A 22,292-nucleotide genomic window follows, 5' to 3' on the forward strand; every position below is an offset into this window, starting at 1 on the left:
GGGATGGTCATCGCCGCCGCCTAGACTCGGAACCGTGAGTCACACGACGGCCGGCGCACCCGGAACGCCCCGGCGCTACTTCCACTCGCTGTGGCTGCTGTCCGCGCGCGACCTGCGCGTGCGCTACGCGACGAGCGTGCTCGGCTACCTCTGGTCGGTGCTGGATCCGCTCGTGATGAGCGCGATCTACTGGTTCGTGTTCACCCAGGTCTTCCACCGCGGCCAGGTGGGGGAGCAGCCGTACATCGTATTCCTCATCGTCGCGCTGCTGCCCTGGGTCTGGTTCAACACTGCAGTCGGCGAGTTCACGCGGGCGTTCAAGAAGGACGCGCGACTGATCCGATCGACGGCGATCCCGCGGTCGATCTGGGTGATGCGCGTCATCCTGACCAAGGGGATGGAGTTCGCGTTCGCGATCCCCGTGCTCGTGCTCTTCGCGATCTTCGCCGGGGCGACCCCGAACTGGTCGCTGCTGCTGTTCCCCGTCGCGATGATCTGGCAGACCGTGCTGCTGGTCGGTCTCGGGCTGCTCGTCGCGCCCCTCTGCGTGCTCTGGGCCGACCTGGAGCGCACGACCGCGCTGATCCTGCGCGCGCTGTTCTACGTGTCGCCCATCATCTACGGCTTCAAGGACCTGCCGCACCAGCTGCACGTCATCGGCGCACTGAACCCGCTGTCGGGGATCTTCATGCTGTACCGCGTCGGCCTGTTCCCGGGGCAGTGGCAGCCGGAGCCGGTCATCATCGGCGCCATCGTGACGGTGATCCTCCTCGCCCTCGGACTGTTCACCTTCCGCTCGCTCGAGCGCGACGTGCTGAAGGAGCTGTGATGACCGAGCAGCACTCCGCGATCGAGGTCGACGGACTCGGCGTCCGATTCCGGCTGGGCCGCCGCGGACGCCGCAGCTTCAAGGACCTGTTCGCCGGCAAGAAGCGGCGCAACCGGCCCGGTGAGTTCTGGGCGCTGCGTGACGTCTCCTTCCGCGTGCGGCAGGGCGAGGCGATCGGTGTCGTGGGCCGGAACGGCCAGGGCAAGTCCACGCTCCTGAAGCTCGTGGCCGGCGTCCTCCTGGCCGACGAGGGCCAGGTGCGCGTGCACGGCGGCGTGGCGCCGTTGATCGAGCTCACCGGCGGCTTCGTGGGCGACCTCACCGTGCGTGAGAACGTGCGGCTGACCGCGGGACTGCACGGGATGGGGCGTGCGGAGGTCTCGGCGCGCTACGACGACATCATCGACTTCGCGGAACTGGAGAAGTTCCAGGACACCCCGTACAAGCACCTCTCGAACGGCATGAAGGTGCGCCTGGCGTTCTCGGTCGTGTCCCAGCTCGAGGAGCCGATCCTGCTCGTCGACGAGGTGCTCGCCGTGGGCGACAAGGCGTTCCGGGACAAGTGCTATCAGCGCATCGACGAGCTTCTCGCCGAGGGGCGCACGCTGTTCTTCGTCTCGCACAACGAGAAGGACCTGCGCCGGTTCTGCACGCGCGGCCTCTACCTGAACAAGGGCGGGCTCGTGCTGGATGCGTCGATCGGCGAGGTGCTGGACAGCTACAACGCCGACAACCCCTGAGCCGGGTCCCGACCGCGGCCGGGACCCGGCGCGGACCTGCGCCCGATCAGAGTCCGACGAGCGAGCGCAGCTGTCCGAGTGCGACCTTCGCGTCGTCGAGCGCGCCCGACGTGTCGGATTCGCCGGAATACGCCGAGCGCAGCGACTGCAGCCGGGCGGCGTAGACGTTCACGGCCTCACCCCACTGCGCCGCGATCGCGGTCGGCGCGGGCTGTCCGGCCAGGTTCTGCGCATCGTTCTGCAGCGAGTCGACGACCTGCACCGCGGCGTCACCGCTCTGGCTCTGGACCAGCTCGAGCCCGGTCGACGCGTCGTCCAGTCGCGGCTGCACCTGCCCGCGGAAAGCGTCCACGGACGGGTCGGGCACCGGGGGAGGTGTTGTCACCGGTGCCGTCGGGAGGTCGGTGGGAACGACGGTCGGTATCGGAGAGGTGCTCGGGGTCGCCGTCTTCGACGCCGTCGGGCTCGTCGTAGGGGTCGGGACGCCGTCACCGCGAGGGATCAGGAACAGGACGACGACGGCCGCCACGACGAGCGCCGCCACCACGAGCCCGATGATCAGGGCGATGCGGCCGCCGCGCTTCTTCGGCTCCTCGGGGAAGACCCAGACGGCCTCCGGCTTCTGCTCGCTCATCAGTCCTCAGTCCTCCAGTGCGGGCATCGGGCGCCAGCTGCGGTCGCGGCCGATCCGGCCGCCGTCGCGCAGCCCGCGGAACAGGTTGCTCGTGCCGCGCACGGTCCGCTCGACGAACACCAGGCGGATGAGTTCCTTCGCGAAGGTCATCGCGGTGCCGAGGCCGAACAGGACGGGGTTGTACACGCGGTGCACGCGGTAATACTGCTTCAGGTAGGCGCGATTGCGCATGATGTAGTAGCGGTAGGCGTTGCTGGACGCGTTCATGTGCCGCACGCCCATGTCCCACTGCTTGATCTCGCGGGTGCGACGCAGCACGAACTCGTCGACGATGACGGCCTGCGTGCGCCGGGAGGCGAGCCAGCCGTACATCTGGTCGTCCCAGTAGATGAAGAACCGCGGATCCGGAAGGCCGATCTCTTTGACGATCGAGCGGTGGATGAACATGCCCTCGAAGCAGCCGCTGTTCATCGGCTTGAACCCCGTGGCGTCGAAACCGGCGGGGGCGAACGGGATCGGGATGCCCATGCGCTCGGCGATCCGGTACTGCCAGTAGAAGGCGCTGCCGTCGTAGTCGTAGCGGCGGCCCTGGATGCTCTTGAACCTCGGGGCCCACGCGCCCATGCGGGCCAGTCCGTCCGGCAGCACCTCGACGTCGTCGTCCATCATCCAGATCCACTCGGATCCCAGCTCGTACGCGGTGCGCATGCCCTCGCTGAACCCGCCGGATCCGCCGGTGTTGGTCTCCAGGCGCCGATACACGATCTCCGCGTCGATCCGCGACCGGTAGGAGTCGACGACGTCCGTGGTGTCGTCGGAGGAGGCGTTGTCGATGATGACGACGCGGCCCGGCTTCGGGTCCATCTGCACGATGCTGTCCAGCAGTCCCTGCAGCAGGTGCGAGCGGTTGTAGGTGACGACGACGATCGTCGCGGTGGCCGGGTCGAAGCCGGCGGCGCCGTTCTGGCGGTCAGGGGTCACGGATGTCGCTCCAGAGAGGGTGAAGGGGAGGTCTTCAGCCTACCCGCGGAAGCCCGTGCAACCCTGCGAACGCGTGCGCGCGCCTCGCAGCCCGCCCGTGGCGCGCCGGCGCGTCAGTGGTCCGGCAGCGGGGTCGAGCTCGTCTGCACGGCGTCGATGTTCTCCCGCCAGGACCGGGACTGGCCGGCGCGCAGGGCGCACAGCACGAGCAGGAACCACCCGGCGTTGACGAGAGTGAAGCTCTCGAACACCGAATCGACGGCGAGGGCGACGAGGACGAGGGGAGTCCAGGCGTACACGACAGAGCGGCGCACGCTCGCGACCAGCCAGGAGCGCACGAGGGCGACCCCGCCGAGCAGGCAGAACAGCAGGAGGCCGCCGGCCCCGACCTGGAGCAGGGTGTCGAAGAACGCGTTCAGCGCGCTGCCGTGGTGGTCCTGGGTGAAGTAGTTGATGGAGTTGAACGGGTAGAGCGCGTCGCTCCAGAGGCCGAACCAGCCCCACCCCTGTGCGGGGCGCTGCTGCACGTAGGTGAGCAGGTTGCTCCACAGCTCGACACGAATGTTGAAGTCGCTGCCCGCATCGAGCACGGCGATGACGCGGGTGCGGAAGATCGCGATCGTGATGAGCACAGCGAGGACCACGCCGCCGATCGCCCACTGCAGAGGGCGCCGGCGTGCGGCGGGGGCCTGCCGCACGATCACCAGGGCGACGCTCGCCGCGCCCACGGCGGCCGCGAGCACGAGCACGGTGGGGGAGGCGGAGAAGAGCGCCATGAACCCCGCCACCACCACCGACGGGATCGCGATCGCCGCCGACAGCGACTGCGAGCGCCACTCCACGACGAACGTGATGACGGCGATGACCGCGATGAACCCGAGCATGTTGCGCGTGCCGAAGAGGCCCTGGATCGGTCCCCCCGCCGCGAGCTCGCCCTGGATGCCGAGGAAGTGGAACGGCATGTCCAGCAGGATCCCGCTCATGATCTCGGCGATCAGCGATGCGCCGAGCAGAATGCGCAGCGCGTCCCCCAGCGCCCGCACGGTCTGCAGGGTGTCCCTGATGTGGCCGACGACGACCGCGATCACCGCGTATCCGGCGAGGGCGGCCCAGGCCTTCAGGGAGGCCGCTGACGCGGTCGACCAGACCGCGCTCGCGAGCGTCCAGGCGAGGAATGCGAGCAGCGTCGACGGCGCGAGCCGGAGCAGGCTGAGCTCTTCGCGGCGCACCCAGAGGATGCCGACGCCGATCACGCAGAGCACGGCGATGATCGTGTTGAGGGTCGCGGTCGAGGTGAATGCCGCGATCGCGAACGATCCGAACACGCTCAGCAGCGCGCAGGCCGAGTAGGCGCGCGCCATCTCGACCGAGGCGAGCGTCCTCGCCAGGCGTCGCCGCGGAGTGGTCATGCCGTCCGCCGGCGCGACTGCGGCGGCGCGCCCTCGCCGGGACCGGATCCCACGAACGGCGAGATCTTCATCTTGAACGACAGCAGGATCAGCAGCAGCCAGCCCCACAGCATGATCGGCGTCGATTCCGCGAGCCCCAGAACCAGGAGCATCGCGACGAGGATCGTCGGCAGCAGCGACAGCGCGGCGTAGGGGCGGTCCTGCACGAGATCCCAGCGGGGGCGGTCCACGGCGAAGAACCAGGCGCGCCAGGCGAACGCGAGGAAGGCGATCGCGATGAGCAGCACGCCGATGAGGCCCAGCTGCAGGAACACGTCCAGCCACATGTTGTGGGCCATGAACACCGTGATGCGGTGATCGATGATCCAGTCGTGGAACGCCGGGTCCCACGGCACCCACGGGGAGGAGAAGCCGTTGCCGAACACCGGACGCTCGACGGCGCGAGTCCAGACCTTGCGCCAGATCTCGAGGCGCCCTGTGAGGTCTGAGGACTTCCCCAGGGCGCCGAACAGCACGTCGCGGGCGAACCACGCGGCCGCGACGCCGAGCAGGGCGAGGGCGGTGAACAGGGCGTACAAGCGCGTGCGTCCGCGCGGCGTGCGCGTGCGGCGCATGAGCAGGGCCGCGACGAGCACGAGCGCGCCGACCGCGAACGACGCGTAGGCGGTGGCGGAACCCGCCCGGAGGAAGAAGAAGGCGGCGAGCACGATCCAGACGAGCAGGGCAGGCCTGCGTCGCGCTCCCTGCGCGTACAGCAGCGCGAACACCACGAGGGCGAAGGCGCAGAGGATGCCGAGCGTGTTCGAGTTGCCGACGATGCCCTGCAGCCGACCGCCGTCGAACAGGTCGCCGCGCACCCAGTACCAGTGCGGGTCCGGCTTGCCCGCGGGCAGATCCGAGAAGAACGGCAGCAGCGGATGCCGCATCACGAGTGCGACCCACAGCTCGAGCAGCAGCGAGAGTCCGAGGATCCACTTCAGCGCGCTCGAGAGCGCGCGCACGATCTCGTGCCAGCTCAGCGTGAACGCGATGAACAGGGCGACGACGGTGATCGCCGCCTGCAGGGTCCAGGTGAGCAGCGTCGCCCACGGCCAGCCCGACCAGGACACCGACAGCAGGGCCAGCGCCGTGTAGCCGAGCGCCGTCCACGGCATCCGGCGCCACGGGAATCGTGCGGGCCTGGCGAGCGCGATGCGCGGGATCGCGAGCCCCAGCGTGCCGAGGATCAGCACGCCCAGCACGGCGCCCGCCCCGTCCGCGCCGAGCAGATTGAAGATCGCCGTGTGCGCGAACACGCAGAAGAGCAGCAGCACGATGTGCGCGCGCAGGAAGAGGTGCCCGGTGGATTCGCGTGCCGGAGCACTCGGCGGGAGTGCCGTGGAGAGTCGGGAGTGCTGCGCCATCGTGGTTCAGAGTACCGCCCGCGTCCTGTGACGTCGGGATCGTGGCCGGGCCCGCGACACGCCGGTGCGACACGCCGTAGGCGGCGAAGAACGTTCAACACATGCTTGAGGGTTTACGATCCGCGACTTGACCAGGGCGAATGACACGGGTGTAATTAGTAGTGCAACGCGGCCCGCGGGGCACCCGGGGGGATACGAGGGAGAGGGCGACATGACGGCATACCGTTCAGACGTTCCTGACGACTGGTTCGTTGATCCGGTCCAGTTGGGGGTGCCGGGCGTCCGTCGCCCGACCGAGGGCGACGACAACGCACTCGCGTGGCAGAGCGACGCGCTGTGCGCGCAGACCGATCCGGAGGCCTTCTTCCCGGAGAAGGGCGGCTCGACCCGCGACGCGAAGCGCATCTGCACCACATGCGACGTGCGGGGCGAATGCCTCGAGTACGCGCTGAACAACGACGAGCGCTTCGGGATCTGGGGCGGTCTCTCCGAGCGCGAGCGCCGCAAGCTCAAGCGCCGCGCCGGCTGAATGCTTCTGCCGGGAAATCCGGGACGCGCCCGCGTCCCATCCCGCCTGCCGGCGGTGGCCCGCTTAGGCTGACCCCGTCATGTCTGCCCGAGTACACGCCGTCCTCGTCGCCCGTTCGGGTGCGACCTCCCTCGCGCGCCTGCTGCGCGCCCTCGATGCGCTCGCCGCCCAGACGCGTCGGCCGGATGCACTGACGATCGTCGCGTGCGGCTCCTCGAGCGCGCTGCGGGCCAGTGCCCGCGTCGCCGAGGCGGCGGAAGCGGTGATCGAGACCAAGGCGTCCACGACGCTCGCCGAGGCAGTGGCCCTCGCGTTCCCGCGCGTGGCCGCCGATGCGGCGCTGTGGATCCTGACGGAGGACTGCGCTCCCGCCCCCGCGGCGCTCGCGCAGCTCGCCGGAGCGCTGGAGCGTTCGCCGGCGGCGGCGATCGCCGCCCCCAAGCTCGTCAGCACCCTCGACGAGCACCGCATCGTGTCGTTCGGGCAGAGCATGACCCGCCTCGGCCGTGCCGTCGACCCCGCACACGGGGAGCTCGACCAGGGGCAGCACGACGGCATGGACGACGCGCTCGGCGCCGATGCGCGCGGACTGCTCCTGCGCGGCGGCCGCGGACTGCGCCCCGACGCGGGCCTCGGCGGACGCGACGAGGGGCTCGACCTCGGCATTCGCGCACGCCTCGCCGGCGGCCGCATGGTGCTCGCCGCGGGCGCACGGATCGCCGTCGATGATGGCGCGGAGGCGGAGGGCACCGCCGCGGACGCCTTCGCCCGCCGCCGCGCGCAGCTGCACCGGCGCCTGAGCTACGCTCCCGCCGCCGTGGTGCCGCTGCACTGGCTCTCGCTGCTGCCGCTCGCGCTGTGGCGTTCCCTCACGCACCTGACGGGCAAGCGTCCCGCCGCCGTGCTCCCGGAATGGGGCGCGGCCGCCGTCGCCATGGTCTCGGGATCCGCCGTCGCGCGCTCCCGCCGGGCGATCCATGCCGACCGCAGTGCGAGCTGGGCGAGCATCGCCCCGCTCCGGGTCACCCGCGCGCAGCTGCGCCAGCGCCTGGACGACGGTCACGGCACCGAGGCCGGCGTGCACGAGGACCTCGGATTCTTCTCCGGTGGCGGCGCCTGGGCGGTGCTCGCCGCGCTGGTCGCCGGTGTCGCGCTGTTCGCCTCGCTGCTGGCCTGGCCCGCCCTCGGCGGCGGGGCGCTGCTGCCGTTGCGGCAGACCGTCGAGGCGCTGTGGCGCGACGCCGCCTACGGGCAGCGCGGGTTCGGGGTCGACGTCGTCGGCCCCGCGGATCCGTTCTCCGGTGTGCTGGCGGTCCTCGGCTCGCTCTGGCCTGGATCGCCCTCCTACGCGCTGCTGCTGCTCTGGGTCGCCGCTCTGCCTCTCGCCGTGCTCGGCGGATGGTTCGCCGCCACCCGGATCACCGACAAGCCGGGACTGCGCATTCTCGCCGGTGTCGTGTGGGCGCTCGCGCCCACCTTCCTGATCGCCCTCGCCGAGGGGCGCCCGGCCGCGGTGCTGCTGCACCTGCTGCTGCCGTGGGTGCTCCACACCGCTCTCGTCGCCCAGCGCTCCTGGGGTGCGGCAGGGGCCGCATCTCTGCTGACCGCGGCGGCATTGGCCTGCGCGCCCTCGCTCGCACCCGCGTTCGTGCTGCTCTGGCTCGTCGCCATCGTGTGGCTGCTCGCGCGCCGCTCGATGCGCGGCGCCGTGCGCATGGTCTGGGTGCTGGTGCCCGCCGTCGTCGTGTTCGCCCCCCTCGCGATCTGGCACGCGGCGCACGGAACCCTGTGGGCGCTGCTGTCGGATCCCGGCGCGATCGTGGTGGCGCCGCAGGCGACCGCGGACGCGGCAGGGCGGCTGTCGCTGCTCGCCGGTCTGCCGACCATGGACCAGGCGGGCTGGCCCGCACTCCTGGGCATGAAGGACGCCTCCTGGGTGCTCTGGCTGGCCGCCCCGCTCGCCGTGCTCGCGCTGGTCTCCACGATCACGCGTCGCTGGAGCGTCGGGATCGGATCCCTCCTCGTCGCCGCCGCGGGCCTTGCCACCGCGTTCGCCGCGGTCGGCGTCACCGTCGCCTTCGCGCAGTCTCAGGCCGTGCCGCTCTGGCCCGGCACAGGGCTGAGCCTCGCCTGGATCGGCGTGCTGGGCGGAGCTCTCGTGACCCTGGACTGCGCGATCACGCGCCCTGCCCTGCGCAGCACGGCCGCGCTCATCGCCGCCGCCGGCGTCGTGGTGTGCGCGGTGCCGACCGCCGTGTCGTTCGTCGCGGGGACCGCGACCATCCAGCGCGGCGACCTGACCACGCTGCCGGCCTACGTGAATGCGCAGGCCCGCGCCGATCGCGAGCTCGGCACCCTCGTGCTCAGCGCGCAGTCGGACGGCGCCCTCGCCAGCACCGTCGTCTGGGGCGCGAGCGCCACGCTCGGCGCCCAGTCCACGATCATCAACGCCGCGACCTCCGTGCCGGGCAAGGACTACACCGAGCTGACGGTCGACCTCGTCTCCGCGCGGCAGTTCGACGCGCCCAAGGCGCTCGGCGCCCTGGGCGTGCGCTTCGTGCTGCTGCAGGCGGGGACCGACAAGGAGACGTCGGCCGAGCGCTCGCTGCGGCTGCAGTCCGCGACCGCCCTGGATCAGCGTGCGGGCTTCGTGCGCGTCGGGGAGACGGCCCGCGGCGTCCTGTGGCGCATGGACGCCGAACCCGCCGCCCGCGCGGGGCTCGGCGTCGGGCAGCGCGCGACCGCGCAGCTCGTGGGGACGGTCGAGCTCATCGTGCTGCTCGCCGCTCTCCTGCTCTCCATCCCGACCCGTGCCTCGCGCCGGGCGGCGCGAGCGGTTCCCCGCGCCGTCGGCGTGCTGCCGGAGCGGGCTCCCCGCCCGGTCAAGCCGAAGCGGGAGCGCCCCGTGCGCGTTCCGAAGAAGCGCAAGGCCGCGCAGGCGTCCGTCGTGGTCCCCGCCGTCGTGGCCGCGCCCGGCGAGGCGGCTGCATCCGATTCCGTATCCGCGTCCGATACCGCGGGCGAGTCCGTGGCGGTCGCCGAGGCCCCTGCGGTCGTCGTCGAGACTGCTGCGGAGACAGCGCGCGAGGCGGCGCCGGACGATGCTGCCGCTGAGCCCGATGCGGACGCGACCGAGACGGCGGCAGAGCCGGCCGCCGCGATCGAGACGGCGGGTGAGGCACCCGAGCAGGGCGCAGTCGACAGCGCTGCGGAATCGGGCGACCCGGAACCGGACCGCGGCGATCCCGATCCCGAACCCCGTCCTGATCACGATCACGATCCCGAGGAGCCAGGAGCCGCAGCCGCCGAGACCGCATCCACGCCCGCGAAGGAGGCAGACGCATGAGCCGCAGGACCTCCGTCCGTCTCGTTGCCACCGGCGCGAGGCTCACGGCCGGCATCGTGGTCTCCGCCGCCTGCGTCGCGGGTGCCGTGATCGCGATCCCCGCAGCCTGGCCGACGATCGCGCGCGCGCCCGCGCACACGACGGTCAAGCCGGTCGCGGGCGACACGCTGCTCAGCTGCGCAGGATCCTTCCTCGCGCTCGGACGCGACGCGGCTCAGGCCTCGCAGCTCAGCGTGGCGGGCACGCCGAAGCTCGTGAGCGGCGCCTCGCAGGGCGCGGACCTGACCTCGGCCGAACTCGGCATGTCCGACGTGGTGGGGGCCACCGCGGCTCCAGGGTTCACGGCCTCCCCGCACGACAGGGAGCCCGCGCTCGTCGCCGCGGCCCAGTCGGTGACGGTCTCCGCCGACGACCTCTCCGGCTTCGCGGCATCCGCCTGCCGTCCGCCCAGCATGGAGTCCTGGATCGTGGGCGGTGCCGGCACCACCGGCTCCAGCGACATCCTGCTGATCGCGAACCCGGGGGCGGTCACCGCGACCGTCACGTTCACCGAGTACGGATCCGCCGGCGGCACGCACTCCTCCGAGCTCGTGGTGCCCGCGGGCACCCAGTCCACCGTGCCGCTCGTCGCGGGTTCCGCGGGGGAGAGCAGCCCGGTCGTCAAGGTGACCTCGAGCGGCGCCCCGGTGCGCGCGGCGCTGCAGTCGAGCCTCATCCGCACCCTGGATCCGGTCGGCATCGACGTGCAGGACGCGATCGCGCAGCCGCAGAAGGACTTCTCACTGCTCGGCGTGCGCGCCCTGGTCGGCTCCGACGACGACGACAACGCCTCGACCGCCGTACGCCTGCTCGCGCCCGACGCAGACGCCACCGTGACCCTGCAGCCCCGCAACGCGGCCAACGGCAGCAAGGTCGGCGACCCCAAGACGGTGAAGCTCACCGCGGGTCAGGTCGGCTCCGTCAACTTCTCCGCGTTGAAGCCGGGGCTCTACGCGATCGATGTGAAGTCGAGCACCCCGGTGGTCGCCGCGGCCTGGCAGACCACGGGCTTCGCCAAGGGATCCGACTTCGCCTGGATGACGCCAGCGCCGCTGCTCACCGGGACCACGGCCTTCGCCGTGGCGGAGGGGCCGGCGCCGCAGCTGCATCTGCAGAACGCGACCGCTGAGGCGACCACGGTCGAGCTGACCCCGCTCCAGGGCGGGGCGACCCAGCGCGTCGCGCTGCAGCCGGACGGTGCAGCGACGGTCGCGCTCAGCGCCTCCACGACGTACACGCTCTCGTCTCCCACGGCCGTCAGGGCCGCGGTGGTCTATTCGGGCATCGGGCTGCTGGCGGGATATCCGGTCTGGGCGACGGACGCCGCGGCGGCCCCGATCACGGTCTACCAGCGCTAGGGGGCGGAGGCCACGGCGTTCGAAGCGCCGGACGCCTCATTCGTCGGTGTCGAAGCCGCGCGGATCCATCTCCCACGGCTCGCGACCGATGTACTGCGCGGCGGCGCGGAACACCGCGCCCTCGATCGCGACACGTCGATGCGATGCGTCGTCGTGTCCGGGTTCGAGGAGCCGCTCGATGGGCACGCGGAACAGCACGATCCGTTGCGCCTGGGTGTCCACGAGCCATCGCGGCAGCCCGTCCGGATCCGAGTGGGTGGGCATCGCGGCGATCTCGATGCGCACGGGGCGCAGATCCGGCCACATCGAGCGCAGCAGCTCGACCGCGGATCCGACGTGCAGATCGAAGGTGTCGAGTCGTCCGTCGAGGGGAGGCAGCGGTGGCCGCACGACGGAGCTGCGGCCCAGGCGGCCGTGGCGGCCGTGCCGGTCGCCACGACGCGGGACGACCGCGCGGCGGGAGGGGCGGGCACGGCGCATGCCGCCAGTCTAGGCGTCGCCGGGGTGCTCCGCGGCGGGAGGGCGGATCCGGCGGCCGTGCGCGCGGCCTCCCGGCGCACGCCTGCGGGCCCCGTAGCCTGAGGGGGATGTACGGACGACTCTGCTCCAAGGTGGGCTGCGCGCGCGAGGCCGTGGCGACCCTCACCTACGACTACGGCGACCAGATGGCGGCGCTCGGGCCGCTCGGCCCCGAGAACGACCCGCATGCGCACGATCTGTGCGCGATCCACGCCGAGCGCCTCTCGGTGCCGGCCGGCTGGATCGTCGTCCGGCACGAGACCCTGCAGGCCTGACCCTTCGTCTCGCTGCGCTCGCTCAGGGACCGTCTCGCTGCGCTCGCTCAGGGACCGTCTCGCTGCGCTCGCTCAGGGACCGGCTCGCTGCGCTCGCTCAGGGACCGGCGGGACTGATCACGCGCCGACGTCGACGCCGCTGAGGCGCTGTACGCGCGCGTCGGCGAGGGCCAGCGCTCGGCGCTCCCGCTCACGGCGCAGCACGGTCGCCGCGACGAGCACGGCCTCCGGGGGAGCAGCCGGCAGGGGAGAGATGTAGGCCGATGCCTCGGTCAGCAGCTCATGCGCGATCCGCGCCCTGGCGGCGGGCAGCAGCTGCGGCGTGCTGTCCAGGTACTGCGAGATCCGCCGCGCGAGCCGATCCGGCATGCGTGCGACGTCGGCGATCGCCGCCCATGACTCGAGCCCCTGGGGCATCATGAGCACCCGCGCGGCCAGGTGCGGCGTGCGCACCTTCTGGCTGTACGTCCCGGCGACGAGGTCGCCCAGGCGCTGCGAGCGTGCGGTGAACGCCGCGGTCAGGAAGGCCACGGCGCCGAACGTGAGATAGGTCTCGAACACACCGATCAGCGAGCGGATGAGGGCGTGCCGGAAGCCGGCGGCACCGCCGTCGATGCGCACGATCCGTCCGCCCACGGCGAGCTTGCCCAGGCTGCGGCCGTGCGTGAGGGTCTCGATCGTGCACGGCACGATCACGAACGCCGTGACCAGGGCCAGCACTGCGAGGATCCGGTCGAGGGCGGGATCGCCGAAGGCGCCCAGCATCCAGTAGCGCACGGCGATGTACCCGAGAAAGACCGCCCAGCTCAGGACGACGTCGATCAGCGCGCCCAGCGTGCGGAAGAACAGGCCGACGGGCTGGACCTCGATCGCGACGGCCTCACCGGACAGCACCTCGTCGTCACTGTCGAGCGCCGCGATCGAGTGCGCGGCGCCCACGGCGTTCGAGGCGCTGGCATCCGACATGGGTACAGTAAAACACGTGGACGCCGACGCACTCGCCGATGCCAGGAGCCGCGAGTGGGCGCGCCTGGACGAACTCAGCAGGCAGTCGCTCGACGGCGCGGGTGTCGACGAGCTCATCACGCGCTACCGTGCGGCCTCGGCGGATCTGGCCGACCTGCGCAGCTCGGTGGGCTCCTCGCCGCAGAGCGCGCACGTCTCCACGATCCTGGCCAGGGCGCGACTGCGGTTGACGGGGCAGAGCGAGAACGTGCTCCGTCAGATCACCCGGTTCTTCACGCTGCAGCTGCCCGCCGCGCTGTACCGGCTGCGCTGGACCACCCTGGTGATCGCGCTCGCGAGCCTCGCCGTGATCGTCGGGGTCGCGATCTGGATCACCTCGGATCCGGCTCTCGTCGCGGCGCTCGGATCCAAGGCCGACCTGCAGTACTACGCCGACCACTCCTTCACGGACTACTACACCGAGAACCCCGCCGCCGAGTTCGCCGGGATGGTGTGGACGAACAACGCCTGGATCGCGGCGCAGTGCGTGCTGCTCGGGGTCACCGGCATCTGGCCGGTCATGGTGCTCATGCAGAACGCCGTGAACGTCGGCCTCGCGGTCGGCATCATGTTCGCGTTCGGCCGCGGCGACGTCGTGGTCCTCTACCTGCTGCCGCACGGCATGCTCGAGCTCACCTGCATCTTCGTCGCCGCAGCGGCGGGCCTGCACATCTTCTGGGCCTGGCTCGTGCCGGGGGAGCGCACTCGCGGCGAGGCGCTCGCGGTCGCAGGACGCTCGCTCGGCACGGTCGCCATCGGGCTCGTGTTCGCGCTCGGGCTCTCCGGCATGGTCGAGGGCTTCGTGACCGGCTGGGGGCTGCCCTGGCCGGTGAAGATCGGCATCGGCGCGCTCGCGCTCGCCGTCTTCCTCGCCTACATGCTGATCCTGGGCCGTCGTGCGCAGCGCCGGGGCGAGAGCGGCGACCTCACCGAGTTCGAGGCGGGGACGCCGACGCTCGTGGCCGGCTGAGCAGGCCCGCCGTCCGAGGGCGGGCCTGTGCCCGAGGTCACGCCTGCGCGGCGGGGTTCGGCTGGTCGAAGAGCGCGCGATAGGTGAAGCCGGCGATCAGGGCGCCGAGGATCGGGAAGATCAGGAACACCCACAGCTGTGCGAGCGGCGCGACTCCTCCGTAGATCGCCGTGGCGAGCGAGCGCGCGGGGTTGAGCGAGGCGTTGTCGATCGGCAGGGTCGCCAGCACGCCGAGGGTCAGCGTCAGACCGATCGCGACGCCCGCGAAGGGGGTGCCGCGCGTCGGATGCGTGACGCCGAGGATCACGAAGAGGAACAGCGCCGTGAACACGACCTCGGCGATGATCGCCGCCCACACCCCGAAGCCGCCGGGGGAGAGAGTGCCCCAGCCGTTGCTCGCGAAGCCCGAGTCCTGAGCTCGGGGCAGCCAGCCGTCAGGGCCGAACGTGCCGATCAGGGTCAGCACCGTCGATGCCACGACGCCGCCCACGCACTGCGCGACGATGTAGGGACCGGCGTCCCTCCACGCGATCCGCCCCGCGGCCGCGGCGCCGAGCGTGACGGCGGGGTTGAAATGCCCGCCCGAGATCGGTCCGAATGCGTACACGCCGACGAGCACCGAAAGGCCGACGGCGAGCGCCACGGCGAGGTAGACGGAGCCCTGCGCGCCCGGATCGGTGAAGTGGCTGGACGCGAACAGGGCGGTGCCCATCGCGGCCGCCACGAGCAGGAACGTGCCGAGGCCCTCCGCGACCAGGCGCGGAGCGAGCGACGAGGCCGGAGCGGCCGGTGCGTCGACGGGGGAGGAGGACATGGGGCTCCTTGCTCTCTGGCGCCGCGGGAAGTCGGGCGCCGCTGTCCGTCAGCGACACTACCGGCGAAGGCGCATCCTGCGCCGCAAGAGCGACGGCCCGCCCCGGGATCGGGGCGGGCCGTCGGAGGGGCGGATCCGGTCAGCGCACGTCGTAGCGGTCGAGCTCGGCGACCTTGACCCAGGCCTTCACGAAGTCGTCCACGAACTTCGCGCCGGCGTCGTCGCTCGCGTACACCTCGGCCAGGGCCCGCAGCTCGGAGTTCGAGCCGAACACGAGGTCCGCGCGCGTGCCGACCCAGGTCTTCTCGCCCGTCGCGTCGTCCGTGGCCTGGAAGGCGTGGGATCCGGGATCCAGCGGCTTCCAGGTCGTGTTCAGGTCGAGCACGTTGACGAAGAAGTCGTTCGTGAGCACGCCGGGGGTGTGCGTGAACGCGCCGTAGGCGGATCCGTCCCAGTTCGCACCGAGCACGCGGAGGCCGCCCACGAGTACCGTCATCTCGGGCGCGGAGAGCGTCAGCAGTCCTGCCCGGTCGACCAGCAGCACCTCTGCGGGGATCGCCCTGGCCACGTCGCTGGCGTAGTTGCGGAAGCCGTCGGCCTGCGGGTTGAGGTAGGCGAACGAGTCGACGTCCGTCTGCTCCTGCGTCGCATCGGTGCGCCCCGGCGTGAACGGGATCTCGACGGCGCGCCCGGCGGCGGCCGCAGCCTGCTTCACGCCCACGTTTCCGGCCAGCACCACGAGGTCGGCGAACGACACCTGCGCGCCGCCTTCCGCGTTGAACGCCTCCTGCACGCCCTCCAGCGCCGCGATCACGCGCGCGAGCTCTGCCGGGCGGTTGACCTCCCAGCTGCGCTGCGGCTCGAGCCGGATCCGCCCGCCGTTCGCGCCGCCGCGCTTGTCGCTGCCGCGGAACGAGGCCGCCGCGGCCCAGGCGGTCGACACCAGGTCGGACACGCTGAGGCCGGTCGCCGCGATGCGCTGCTCCAGGTCGGCGACGTCAGCCGCGCCGATCGGCGCGCCCTCCGGTGCGGGCACCGGGTCCTGCCAGAGCAGGTCCTCCGCGGGGACTTCGGCGCCCAGGTAGCGGGCCTTCGGCCCGAGATCGCGGTGGGTCAGCTTGAACCACGCGCGGCTGTAGGCGTCGGTGAACGCGGCCTGGTCGTCCTTGAAGCGCAGCGAGATCTCCCGGTAGATCGGGTCCTCCCGCAGCGCCACGTCGGTCGTGAGCATGCGCGGCTCCCGACGGCCCTCGCCCTGCGCCTCCGGCACCATGTCGAGGCCGGCGCCATCGGTCGGCTTCCAGTGCTTGCCGCCGCCGGGACCCGTGGTGAGCTCCCAGTCGTAGGCGAACAGGATGTGGAAGAACTCGTTGTCCCAGCGGGTGGGGTGATAGGTCCAGGTGACCTCCAGGCCGGATCCGATCGTGTCGATGCCGTGCCCGGCGCCGTGGCTGCTCTTCCAGCCCAGGCCCATCTGCTCCATCGGCGCGCCCTCGGGCGACTCGCCGACGTTGCCGGCCTCGGGCGCGGCGCCGTGCGTCTTGCCGAACGTGTGGCCGCCCGCGATGAGGGCGACCGTCTCCTCGTCGTTCATCGCCATCCGGCCGAACGTCTCGCGGATGTCCTTCGCTGCGAGCACCGGATCCGGGTTGCCCTCAGGCCCCTCGGGGTTGACGTAGATGAGGCCCATCATGGTGGCCGCGAGCGGCTTCTCGAGCGAGCGCTCGCCCTGCTCGTCGGTGCCGATGCGGGCACTGGAGTCGAGCCAGATCTTCTCCGAGCCCCAGTACACGTCCTCGTCCGGCTCCCACACGTCGGGACGCCCGCCGGCGAAGCCGAACGTCGGCATGCCCATCTGCTCGTGCGCGACGTTGCCGGCCAGGATCATCAGGTCGCCCCAGCTCAGCGCCTTGCCGTAGGCCTTCTTCACGGGCCAGAGCAGGCGGCGTGCCTTGTCCAGGCCGACGTTGTCGGGCCAGCTGTTCAGCGGGGCGAAACGCTGCTGGCCGGTGCCGCCGCCGCCCCGGCCGTCGAACACCCGGTAGGTGCCCGCGGAGTGCCAGGCCATGCGGATCATGAGCGGGCCGTAGTTGCCGAAGTCGGCAGGCCACCACGGCTGCGACTCGGTGAGCAGAGCGGCGATGTCGCGCTTGACGGCGTCGAGGTCGAGCGCCTCGAATGCGGCGCGGTAGTCGAAGTCCTCGCCGTGCGGATCGCCCACGGCGGGGTTCTTCGCGAGCTGGCGCAGGTTCAGGCGCTCCGGCCACCAGTCGGTGTTGCCGGTGCGGCCGCCCGCGGGACGCGGGGCGGGCGTGCTGCCGGCGTGGTCGATCGGGCAGGTGTTCTCAGACAAGGCTGATCCTTTCCTCTTCTTTTGGTCGGTCGATGGCGCGCCGAGCACCGCTCCCCGGCGGTGGTCCAGGGGCGGGTGCGGCGCGAGTCTCGGTCAGGCGGCCGCGGGCGCCTCGTCGCACGCACGGCAGACCGCGCGGTAGGTGACGGAGGCCTCGAGCAGCCTCATGCCGTGGTCCTCGGCGGGGTGCAGGCAGGGGGAGGCTCCGACGGCGCAGGAGACGACCTCCAGGCGGCCGCAGCGCACGCACTGCATGTGGTGGTGGTTGTCGCCGGGCTCGACCTCGAAGAGCGCCCGGTCGGCGTCGGGCAGGCTCACCCGGCGGATGATGCCGGCCGTCGCGAGGTCTCCGAGGATCGCGTGCACGGTGGGCAGGGCGATGCCGGCGCCGTCGACGGCGGTGTGGATCCGATCCGCGGAGCTGTGCGGGGCGAGCGCGAGGGCCTGCAGCACCGCGATGCGCTGCACGGTGACGCGCAGTCCCGCCCCGCGGAGGATCGCCGACGTGTCCATGACTCCAGGGTAGCTTTTCCTGAATGATTCAGGAAAACCTGCGGTCGGGCTGGCGTGTCCCGCCCCCCTCCTTTGACCGCGAGACTCCAACTCGGCGACGAGAATGCGCTTGCGTAGCGCAGTCTCGTCGCCGAGTTGGAGTCTCGCGGGTGGTGGGGTGGGGGTGCGGGGTGTGCGGAGTGTGCGGGGGTCAGAGGCGGCCGGCGGCCTTGAGAGCGAGGTAGCGGTCCGCGATGAGGGGCGGGAGGTCGTCCGGATCCGCGGCGATCGGCTCGCCGCCCGCGCGCCGGATCGCGTCGGCGACGCGCGCGGCATCCGCGAGGGTTCGTTCGGCGGCCGCGGCGAGATAGACGTCCTCGCGGGAGTCGCGCGCGCGTGCCAGCTCGTCGATCGAGAGGTCCGTGGCGGATCCGACCAGGATCGTCGTCGCGCGCGAGGCGTTCGGGAAGGCGCCGAGGAAAGACCGCGCGCTCTCCACGGCGTCCTGCGCGGTCAGCACGACGACGAGCGAGGGCCGCGTGGTGAGGGAGCGGATCGCGGCGAACGCGGCTCCCCAGTCCGTGTCGACGAGGCGGGCGTGCACGGGGGCCATTGCATCGGAGAGCGCGGGCAGCAGCGCCGGCCCGTCCACCCCGCTCACCCTGCCGCGCACGGCACGGTCGAACAGCAGCAGATGCACGTGGTCGCCGGCGCGCTGGGCGAGCGCCGACAGGAGCAGTGCCGATTCGTAGGCGGCATCGAGGCGGGTGCCGTCGCCCACGCGCGCCGCGGCCGTGCGGCCGGTGTCGACCAGGATCACCACGTGCCGGTCGCGCTCCGGCCGCCAGGTGCGCAGCATCGTGGTGCCCGCACGGGCGGTGGCCCGCCAGTCGATCGAGCGCACGTCGTCGCCGCGCACGTACTCGCGCAGGGAATCGAACTCCGTTCCCTGTCCTCGCACCTGGACGCTGGTGTTGCCGTCGAGCTCGCGCAGTCGCGCCAGGCGAGAGGGAAGGTGCCGCCGGGAGGTGAACGGCGGCAGGATCCGGATCGCTCCGCGTACCCTGTGCCGTCCCTGGCGTCCCGCGAGGCCCAGAGGCCCCCGGGAGCGGATCGCGATGAACTCGCTCGCCAGCTCGCCCCTGCGGCGCGGCAGCAGCACGATCGGCACGCGCCGGCGTTCGCCCGCGGGCAGATCCAGAGCCGCCCTGCCGCGGTCCGCGGCGCCGGCGGTCGGCTGCCAGGCGTCGCGGAGCTGTCCGCGCAGCCGGCGCTCGCCGAGGTTCTGCACCACCACGGTCGTGGCGACCGGCTCGTGCTGCCGCGCGCGGTTCGGCACCTCACGGGTCAGACGCAGCGCTCCGAGCGGGGCCGCCGCCAGGACGTCGACGCCGACGAGCAGCCCGCACAGCGCGAGCCAGCCGAGCAGCACGAACCACGGCGGCACCCCGAGGGCGTCGAGCAGTATGAGCGGAACGACGCCGAGGGCGGCGACGATGACGAGGCGACCGGTGAGGAACATTCAGATCGGCACCCTGGTCTGCTGCACGACGCTCGTGAGCACCGCGTCGGCGGAGACGCCCTCCATCTCGGCGTCGGGGCGCAGCTGCAGGCGGTGCCGCCAGACCGGGATCAGCATGGTCTGCACATGGTCGGGGGTGACGGCGCTCGAGCCGTTCAGCCACGCCCACGCCTTCGCGGCGGCCAGCAGCCCTGTGGAGGCGCGGGGGCTCGCGCCCAGCTGGACGGAGGGGGAGTGCCGGGTGGCTCTCGCGAGATCCACCACGTAGCCGAGCACGTCGTCCGTGACCTGCACGCGCCCTGCGGCCTGCTGCGCGGCGAGGATCTCGTCGGCGCTCACCACGGGGTGCAGATCCGTGAGCTCGCGCGGCGAGAAGCCGTCGGCGTGCCGGCGCAGCATCGAGACCTCGGCATCGCGCTCCGGCATGCCGACCACGAGCTTCATGAGGAAGCGGTCCAGTTGCGCTTCCGGCAGCGAGTACGTCCCCTCGTGCTCGATCGGGTTCTGCGTCGCGGCGACGAGGAACGGATCGGGAAGGGCGAGGCTCGCGCCGTCGGAGGAGACCTGGCGCTCCTCCATCGCCTCGAGCAGCGCCGCCTGCGTCTTCGGCGGGGTGCGGTTGATCTCGTCGGCGAGCAGGATGTTCGTGAACACCGGCCCGCGGCGGAACTCGAACTCGCCGGTGCGCGCGTCGTAGACGAGGGATCCGGTGACGTCGCCCGGCATCAGGTCGGGGGTGAACTGCACGCGCTTGGTGTCGAGCCCGAGGGCGCGGGAGAAGGACCGCACGACGAGGGTCTTCGCGACACCGGGCACGCCTTCCAACAGCACGTGCCCCCTCGCCAGCAGTGCCACGAGCAGTCCTGTGACGGTGCCGGCCTGGCCGACCACCGCCTTGTCCACCTCCGCGCGCACGCGCTGCATGGCCTGGCGGAGAGCGGCGTCGTCGGATCCGGAAGCCGGCGCGGGGGAGTGCGGCGCTGCCGTCGTCGCGTACGGGGCAGGTGTCTGCGTCGCCACCGACGGGCTCTGCACGGCCGCAGGAGGGGCGGGCGGCGCCGGCGGATATCCGAGCGGGGCGGATCTTGCGGGGTCGGTGCCGGGACCATCTGTCACGGGGTGCTCCTTTCGATGCGGACGGCGTTCTCGACGGCGCTCTCGAGCTCGGCGAGACGGCGGGCGTAGGGGACGAGTTCGGCATCGCTGCCGGGCAGCGGGCCGGTGAGCAGGGCACGGACGCCTGCCCGGTCCACGCGGATCCGGTCGGCGGCGGCGTCCGCGACCGCGGCGGTGTCCGCCCTGGCGGCGAGGCCCAGGCGTGCCGCGAGACGGGAGAGGGTGCCCGTGCGCAGCGCGTCCGCCGCGTGCGCGGCGTCGGCGGCCTTCGCGGTGAGGCGCGCCCGGCCGAGCATGGTCTCCGAGGCGCGCACCGTGACCGGCAGCGTCTCGGCCACGAGCGGCCCGAAGCGCCGTCCGCGCCACGCCGCGGCGAGAAGGGCGGTGATCATGCCGAGGACGATGACGGGCGTCACCCATCCGGGGGTGAGATCGGCCAGGCTCTTCGGCACGTCGATGTCGGTGCGGTCGGAGTCCTCGTAGGAGGGGACGTACCAGACGACGTGCGGCTGCGCGCCGAGCAGTGCGAGCCCGAGCGCGGCGTTGCCGTTCTCGGCGAGATGCTCGTTCGTGAACAGCGCCGCACCGTCGACCGCGGCGCGGCGGGTGCTGTCGTCCTCCGAGATCAGGACGGCCGCGCCGTCGGTCGCGTCGCCGAAGCAGGCCGTCACTCCGGGGTCGGGGAGGAGGAGCTGGCCCGGCGCGATGGTCCCGACATGGGCGAAGGCGGGGACGTCGCAGTCGGCCCCCGCTGTCGGAGGCGAGGACGGGGAACCGTAGGTGCCGAGCTGCAGCATCCGCAGCATCCGCGCACTCGGGGAGACCAGCACGATGTCGTGCGCGGAGTCGGTGAGCTCCGTGACCGCCGCGTCGCTCAGCGTGTACGGATCGCTCATCACCAGGGTCGTGTGCGCGTCGAGCCGGCCGGCGGCGTCCGCGCGGGAGCGCACCACGTCGATACGGACGCCCTGCTGCCTGAGGATCTGCGCGAGCGCCTGCATGCCGCCGGGGCCGGGGCGTTCCGGATCGAGCGCGTCGCGCTGCGCGGGCGAGGGGGCCGTGAGCAGCAGTCCGGCAGCGCCGACGATCAGCACGAGGGCGGAGACGAGCACCCAGCCGAGAATGCGGCGCAGCCGACGAGGCGCGCGCACGAGCGTCCCGGCGCCCCGCGCGTCGGCGGAGGGCCCGGATCCGTCGCCGATGGCCGCCGTGTCCGGCACGGACGGGGGAGCGACGGCGCTCATGCGGACACCGCCTCGGGCAGCGCCTGCGGACGCAGGGCGCCCAGACGGTCGTCCGTCTCGACGAGAGCGCGGTACCGGGCCGCCGAACCGGGGTGCCCCAGGTAGCGCACGTCGTCGAACGCGACGGCGGCGGCGTGCAGGGACTCTCCCTCCGAGGGGAACGGCACCGCCGCTTCGCGGGCGATCGTCTGCGCGGTCGCGCCGGGCGCCGGGGCGATGAGATCCCGTTCGATGAGCGACCGGGCGACGGCGCGGTAGCGCAGCACGATCGCCTCGGTCCAGTCGCCCTCGCGCGCGGCGCGATCGGCGTCCGCGCGCAGCTGCGCGGCGGTGCGGTCGTCGGCGGACCCGAGGAGCACGGCTCCCGTCCGGCCGGTCCGCGAGCGGCGCGGACGTCCCCAGATCAGCAGCACGGCGATGAGGGCGGCGATGAGCAGGGCGCCGATCACGATCGCGGCCCACGGGCCGAGGTCCACGGCGTGCTGCGGAGTGAGCAGGTCGATGAGCCAATCGATCACCGCGCGGGCCCACTGATCGATGAGGGTGGGCTTCGCCTCCTGGTACTCGGGCTTGGACAGCTCCTTCTCGGCGAGCTCGCGAGCGCTGTCGCCGTCGGGGATCAGCGGGATCGCGGCGAGCTTCGCGCCGACCGCCATGGGGAGGGCGATCAGCGCGACGCGGAGGGCGCGGCCGATCATTGCCGATCGGATCCCG

At 72.2% G+C, this 22,292-nt stretch carries 20 protein-coding genes; 7 read left to right on the plus strand and 13 right to left on the minus strand.

The window, feature by feature from the left end:
- The first annotated feature begins 34 nt into the window (after positions 1–34).
- Together CQ044_RS17395 and CQ044_RS17400 are read left to right on the plus strand one after the other, a co-directional pair.
- Complete coding sequence (locus CQ044_RS17395) at positions 35–829, plus strand: ABC transporter permease (protein ID WP_105689636.1); 795 nt, start codon at positions 35–37, stop codon at positions 827–829.
- Positions 829–1,569 (plus strand): ABC transporter ATP-binding protein, encoded by a 741-nt coding sequence (locus CQ044_RS17400; protein ID WP_045270325.1) that lies wholly within the window; start codon positions 829–831, stop codon positions 1,567–1,569. Before CQ044_RS17395 ends, CQ044_RS17400 begins: the two co-directional genes overlap by 1 nt.
- A gap of 46 nt (positions 1,570–1,615) precedes the next feature.
- On the opposite strand, the gene CQ044_RS17405 is transcribed toward CQ044_RS17400, so the two are convergent.
- The 4 genes from CQ044_RS17405 to CQ044_RS17420 form a co-directional block, all read right to left on the minus strand.
- Positions 1,616–2,203 (minus strand): hypothetical protein, encoded by a 588-nt coding sequence (locus CQ044_RS17405; RefSeq protein ID WP_105689637.1) that lies wholly within the window; start codon positions 2,201–2,203, stop codon positions 1,616–1,618.
- Between the two features lie 6 nt (positions 2,204–2,209).
- The gene (locus CQ044_RS17410; RefSeq protein ID WP_105689638.1) at positions 2,210–3,184 is read right to left on the minus strand and encodes a glycosyltransferase family 2 protein; all 975 of its coding nucleotides are present in this window, start codon (positions 3,182–3,184) and stop codon (positions 2,210–2,212) included.
- Positions 3,185–3,297: 113 nt separating this feature from the next.
- The gene (locus CQ044_RS17415; protein WP_105689639.1) at positions 3,298–4,593 is read right to left on the minus strand and encodes an O-antigen ligase family protein; all 1,296 of its coding nucleotides are present in this window, start codon (positions 4,591–4,593) and stop codon (positions 3,298–3,300) included.
- The gene (locus CQ044_RS17420) at positions 4,590–5,996 is read right to left on the minus strand and encodes an O-antigen ligase (RefSeq protein WP_105689640.1); all 1,407 of its coding nucleotides are present in this window, start codon (positions 5,994–5,996) and stop codon (positions 4,590–4,592) included. Before CQ044_RS17420 ends, CQ044_RS17415 begins: the two co-directional genes overlap by 4 nt.
- Before the next feature lie 211 nt (positions 5,997–6,207).
- On the opposite strand from CQ044_RS17420, the gene CQ044_RS17425 reads away from it, so the two are divergent.
- The 3 genes from CQ044_RS17425 to CQ044_RS17435 all read left to right on the plus strand — a co-directional run bounded on the left by CQ044_RS17425 (position 6,208) and on the right by CQ044_RS17435 (position 11,268).
- Positions 6,208–6,525 (plus strand): WhiB family transcriptional regulator, encoded by a 318-nt coding sequence (locus CQ044_RS17425; protein WP_082076464.1) that lies wholly within the window; start codon positions 6,208–6,210, stop codon positions 6,523–6,525.
- A 79-nt stretch (positions 6,526–6,604) separates the two neighbouring features.
- Positions 6,605–9,871 (plus strand): glycosyltransferase, encoded by a 3,267-nt coding sequence (locus CQ044_RS17430; RefSeq protein ID WP_181158371.1) that lies wholly within the window; start codon positions 6,605–6,607, stop codon positions 9,869–9,871.
- The gene (locus tag CQ044_RS17435) at positions 9,868–11,268 is read left to right on the plus strand and encodes a DUF5719 family protein (protein WP_105689641.1); all 1,401 of its coding nucleotides are present in this window, start codon (positions 9,868–9,870) and stop codon (positions 11,266–11,268) included. The genes CQ044_RS17430 and CQ044_RS17435 overlap by 4 nt, the downstream gene beginning before the upstream one ends.
- Before the next feature lie 36 nt (positions 11,269–11,304).
- Here CQ044_RS17435 and CQ044_RS17440 read toward each other — a convergent pair whose 3' ends face one another.
- Entirely contained in the window at positions 11,305–11,748 is a 444-nt protein-coding gene (locus CQ044_RS17440; RefSeq protein ID WP_235281556.1) for a hypothetical protein, read from the minus strand.
- 107 nt (positions 11,749–11,855) lie between these two features.
- Between CQ044_RS17440 and CQ044_RS17445 the strand changes: the two genes are divergently transcribed.
- Positions 11,856–12,062: a DUF3499 family protein gene (locus CQ044_RS17445; RefSeq protein ID WP_105689642.1), complete on the plus strand. Its 207-nt coding sequence runs from the start codon at positions 11,856–11,858 to the stop codon at positions 12,060–12,062.
- A 117-nt stretch (positions 12,063–12,179) separates the two neighbouring features.
- On the opposite strand, the gene CQ044_RS17450 is transcribed toward CQ044_RS17445, so the two are convergent.
- Complete coding sequence (locus CQ044_RS17450) at positions 12,180–13,028, minus strand: RDD family protein (protein WP_105689643.1); 849 nt, start codon at positions 13,026–13,028, stop codon at positions 12,180–12,182.
- Positions 13,029–13,044: 16 nt separating this feature from the next.
- Here CQ044_RS17450 and CQ044_RS17455 point away from each other — a divergent pair, with 16 nt between their 5' ends.
- Entirely contained in the window at positions 13,045–14,037 is a 993-nt protein-coding gene (locus tag CQ044_RS17455) for a stage II sporulation protein M (RefSeq protein ID WP_105689644.1), read from the plus strand.
- Positions 14,038–14,074: 37 nt separating this feature from the next.
- On the opposite strand, the gene CQ044_RS17460 is transcribed toward CQ044_RS17455, so the two are convergent.
- The 7 genes from CQ044_RS17460 to CQ044_RS17490 all read right to left on the minus strand — a co-directional run.
- Positions 14,075–14,851, minus strand: a complete 777-nt coding sequence (locus CQ044_RS17460) for an aquaporin (RefSeq protein WP_105689645.1) — start codon at positions 14,849–14,851, stop codon at positions 14,075–14,077.
- 139 nt (positions 14,852–14,990) lie between these two features.
- Positions 14,991–17,204, minus strand: coding sequence for a catalase/peroxidase HPI (katG, locus tag CQ044_RS17465; protein WP_258133360.1), 2,214 nt, complete (start codon positions 17,202–17,204; stop codon positions 14,991–14,993).
- 93 nt (positions 17,205–17,297) lie between these two features.
- On the minus strand, positions 17,298–17,717 hold the full coding sequence (locus CQ044_RS17470; protein ID WP_105689647.1) for a Fur family transcriptional regulator: 420 nt from the start codon (positions 17,715–17,717) through the stop codon (positions 17,298–17,300).
- A 190-nt stretch (positions 17,718–17,907) separates the two neighbouring features.
- Positions 17,908–19,218: a DUF58 domain-containing protein gene (locus CQ044_RS17475; protein WP_105689648.1), complete on the minus strand. Its 1,311-nt coding sequence runs from the start codon at positions 19,216–19,218 to the stop codon at positions 17,908–17,910.
- The gene (locus tag CQ044_RS17480) at positions 19,219–20,142 is read right to left on the minus strand and encodes a MoxR family ATPase (protein WP_105689654.1); all 924 of its coding nucleotides are present in this window, start codon (positions 20,140–20,142) and stop codon (positions 19,219–19,221) included.
- 188 nt (positions 20,143–20,330) lie between these two features.
- Positions 20,331–21,578, minus strand: a complete 1,248-nt coding sequence (locus CQ044_RS17485) for a DUF4350 domain-containing protein (RefSeq protein ID WP_258133361.1) — start codon at positions 21,576–21,578, stop codon at positions 20,331–20,333.
- On the minus strand, positions 21,575–22,292 hold a 718-nt coding region (locus CQ044_RS17490), incomplete at its 5' end, for a DUF4129 domain-containing protein (RefSeq protein WP_146116823.1). The genes CQ044_RS17485 and CQ044_RS17490, both read right to left, overlap by 4 nt.

This window comes from Microbacterium sp. MYb64 (assembly GCF_002979495.1).
Taxonomy (GTDB): domain Bacteria; phylum Actinomycetota; class Actinomycetes; order Actinomycetales; family Microbacteriaceae; genus Microbacterium; species Microbacterium azadirachtae_A.

Bases quoted from the DNA above. Each gene is read 5' to 3' on its own strand.
- CQ044_RS17470 (WP_105689647.1), bottom strand. From the start codon at position 17,717: ATGGACACGTCGGCGATCCTCCGCGGGGCGGGACTGCGCGTCACCGTG.
- CQ044_RS17430 (WP_181158371.1), top strand. From the start codon at position 6,605: ATGTCTGCCCGAGTACACGCCGTCCTCGTCGCCCGTTCGGGTGCGACC.
- CQ044_RS17405 (WP_105689637.1), bottom strand. From the start codon at position 2,203: ATGAGCGAGCAGAAGCCGGAGGCCGTCTGGGTCTTCCCCGAGGAGCCG.
- CQ044_RS17420 (WP_105689640.1), bottom strand. From the start codon at position 5,996: ATGGCGCAGCACTCCCGACTCTCCACGGCACTCCCGCCGAGTGCTCCG.
- CQ044_RS17450 (WP_105689643.1), bottom strand. From the start codon at position 13,028: ATGTCGGATGCCAGCGCCTCGAACGCCGTGGGCGCCGCGCACTCGATC.
- CQ044_RS17445 (WP_105689642.1), top strand. From the start codon at position 11,856: ATGTACGGACGACTCTGCTCCAAGGTGGGCTGCGCGCGCGAGGCCGTG.
- CQ044_RS17435 (WP_105689641.1), top strand. From the start codon at position 9,868: ATGAGCCGCAGGACCTCCGTCCGTCTCGTTGCCACCGGCGCGAGGCTC.
- CQ044_RS17460 (WP_105689645.1), bottom strand. From the start codon at position 14,851: ATGTCCTCCTCCCCCGTCGACGCACCGGCCGCTCCGGCCTCGTCGCTC.
- CQ044_RS17485 (WP_258133361.1), bottom strand. From the start codon at position 21,578: ATGAGCGCCGTCGCTCCCCCGTCCGTGCCGGACACGGCGGCCATCGGC.
- CQ044_RS17480 (WP_105689654.1), bottom strand. From the start codon at position 20,142: ATGCAGCGCGTGCGCGCGGAGGTGGACAAGGCGGTGGTCGGCCAGGCC.
- CQ044_RS17400 (WP_045270325.1), top strand. From the start codon at position 829: ATGACCGAGCAGCACTCCGCGATCGAGGTCGACGGACTCGGCGTCCGA.
- CQ044_RS17425 (WP_082076464.1), top strand. From the start codon at position 6,208: ATGACGGCATACCGTTCAGACGTTCCTGACGACTGGTTCGTTGATCCG.
- CQ044_RS17415 (WP_105689639.1), bottom strand. From the start codon at position 4,593: ATGACCACTCCGCGGCGACGCCTGGCGAGGACGCTCGCCTCGGTCGAG.
- CQ044_RS17475 (WP_105689648.1), bottom strand. From the start codon at position 19,218: ATGTTCCTCACCGGTCGCCTCGTCATCGTCGCCGCCCTCGGCGTCGTT.
- CQ044_RS17440 (WP_235281556.1), bottom strand. From the start codon at position 11,748: ATGCGCCGTGCCCGCCCCTCCCGCCGCGCGGTCGTCCCGCGTCGTGGC.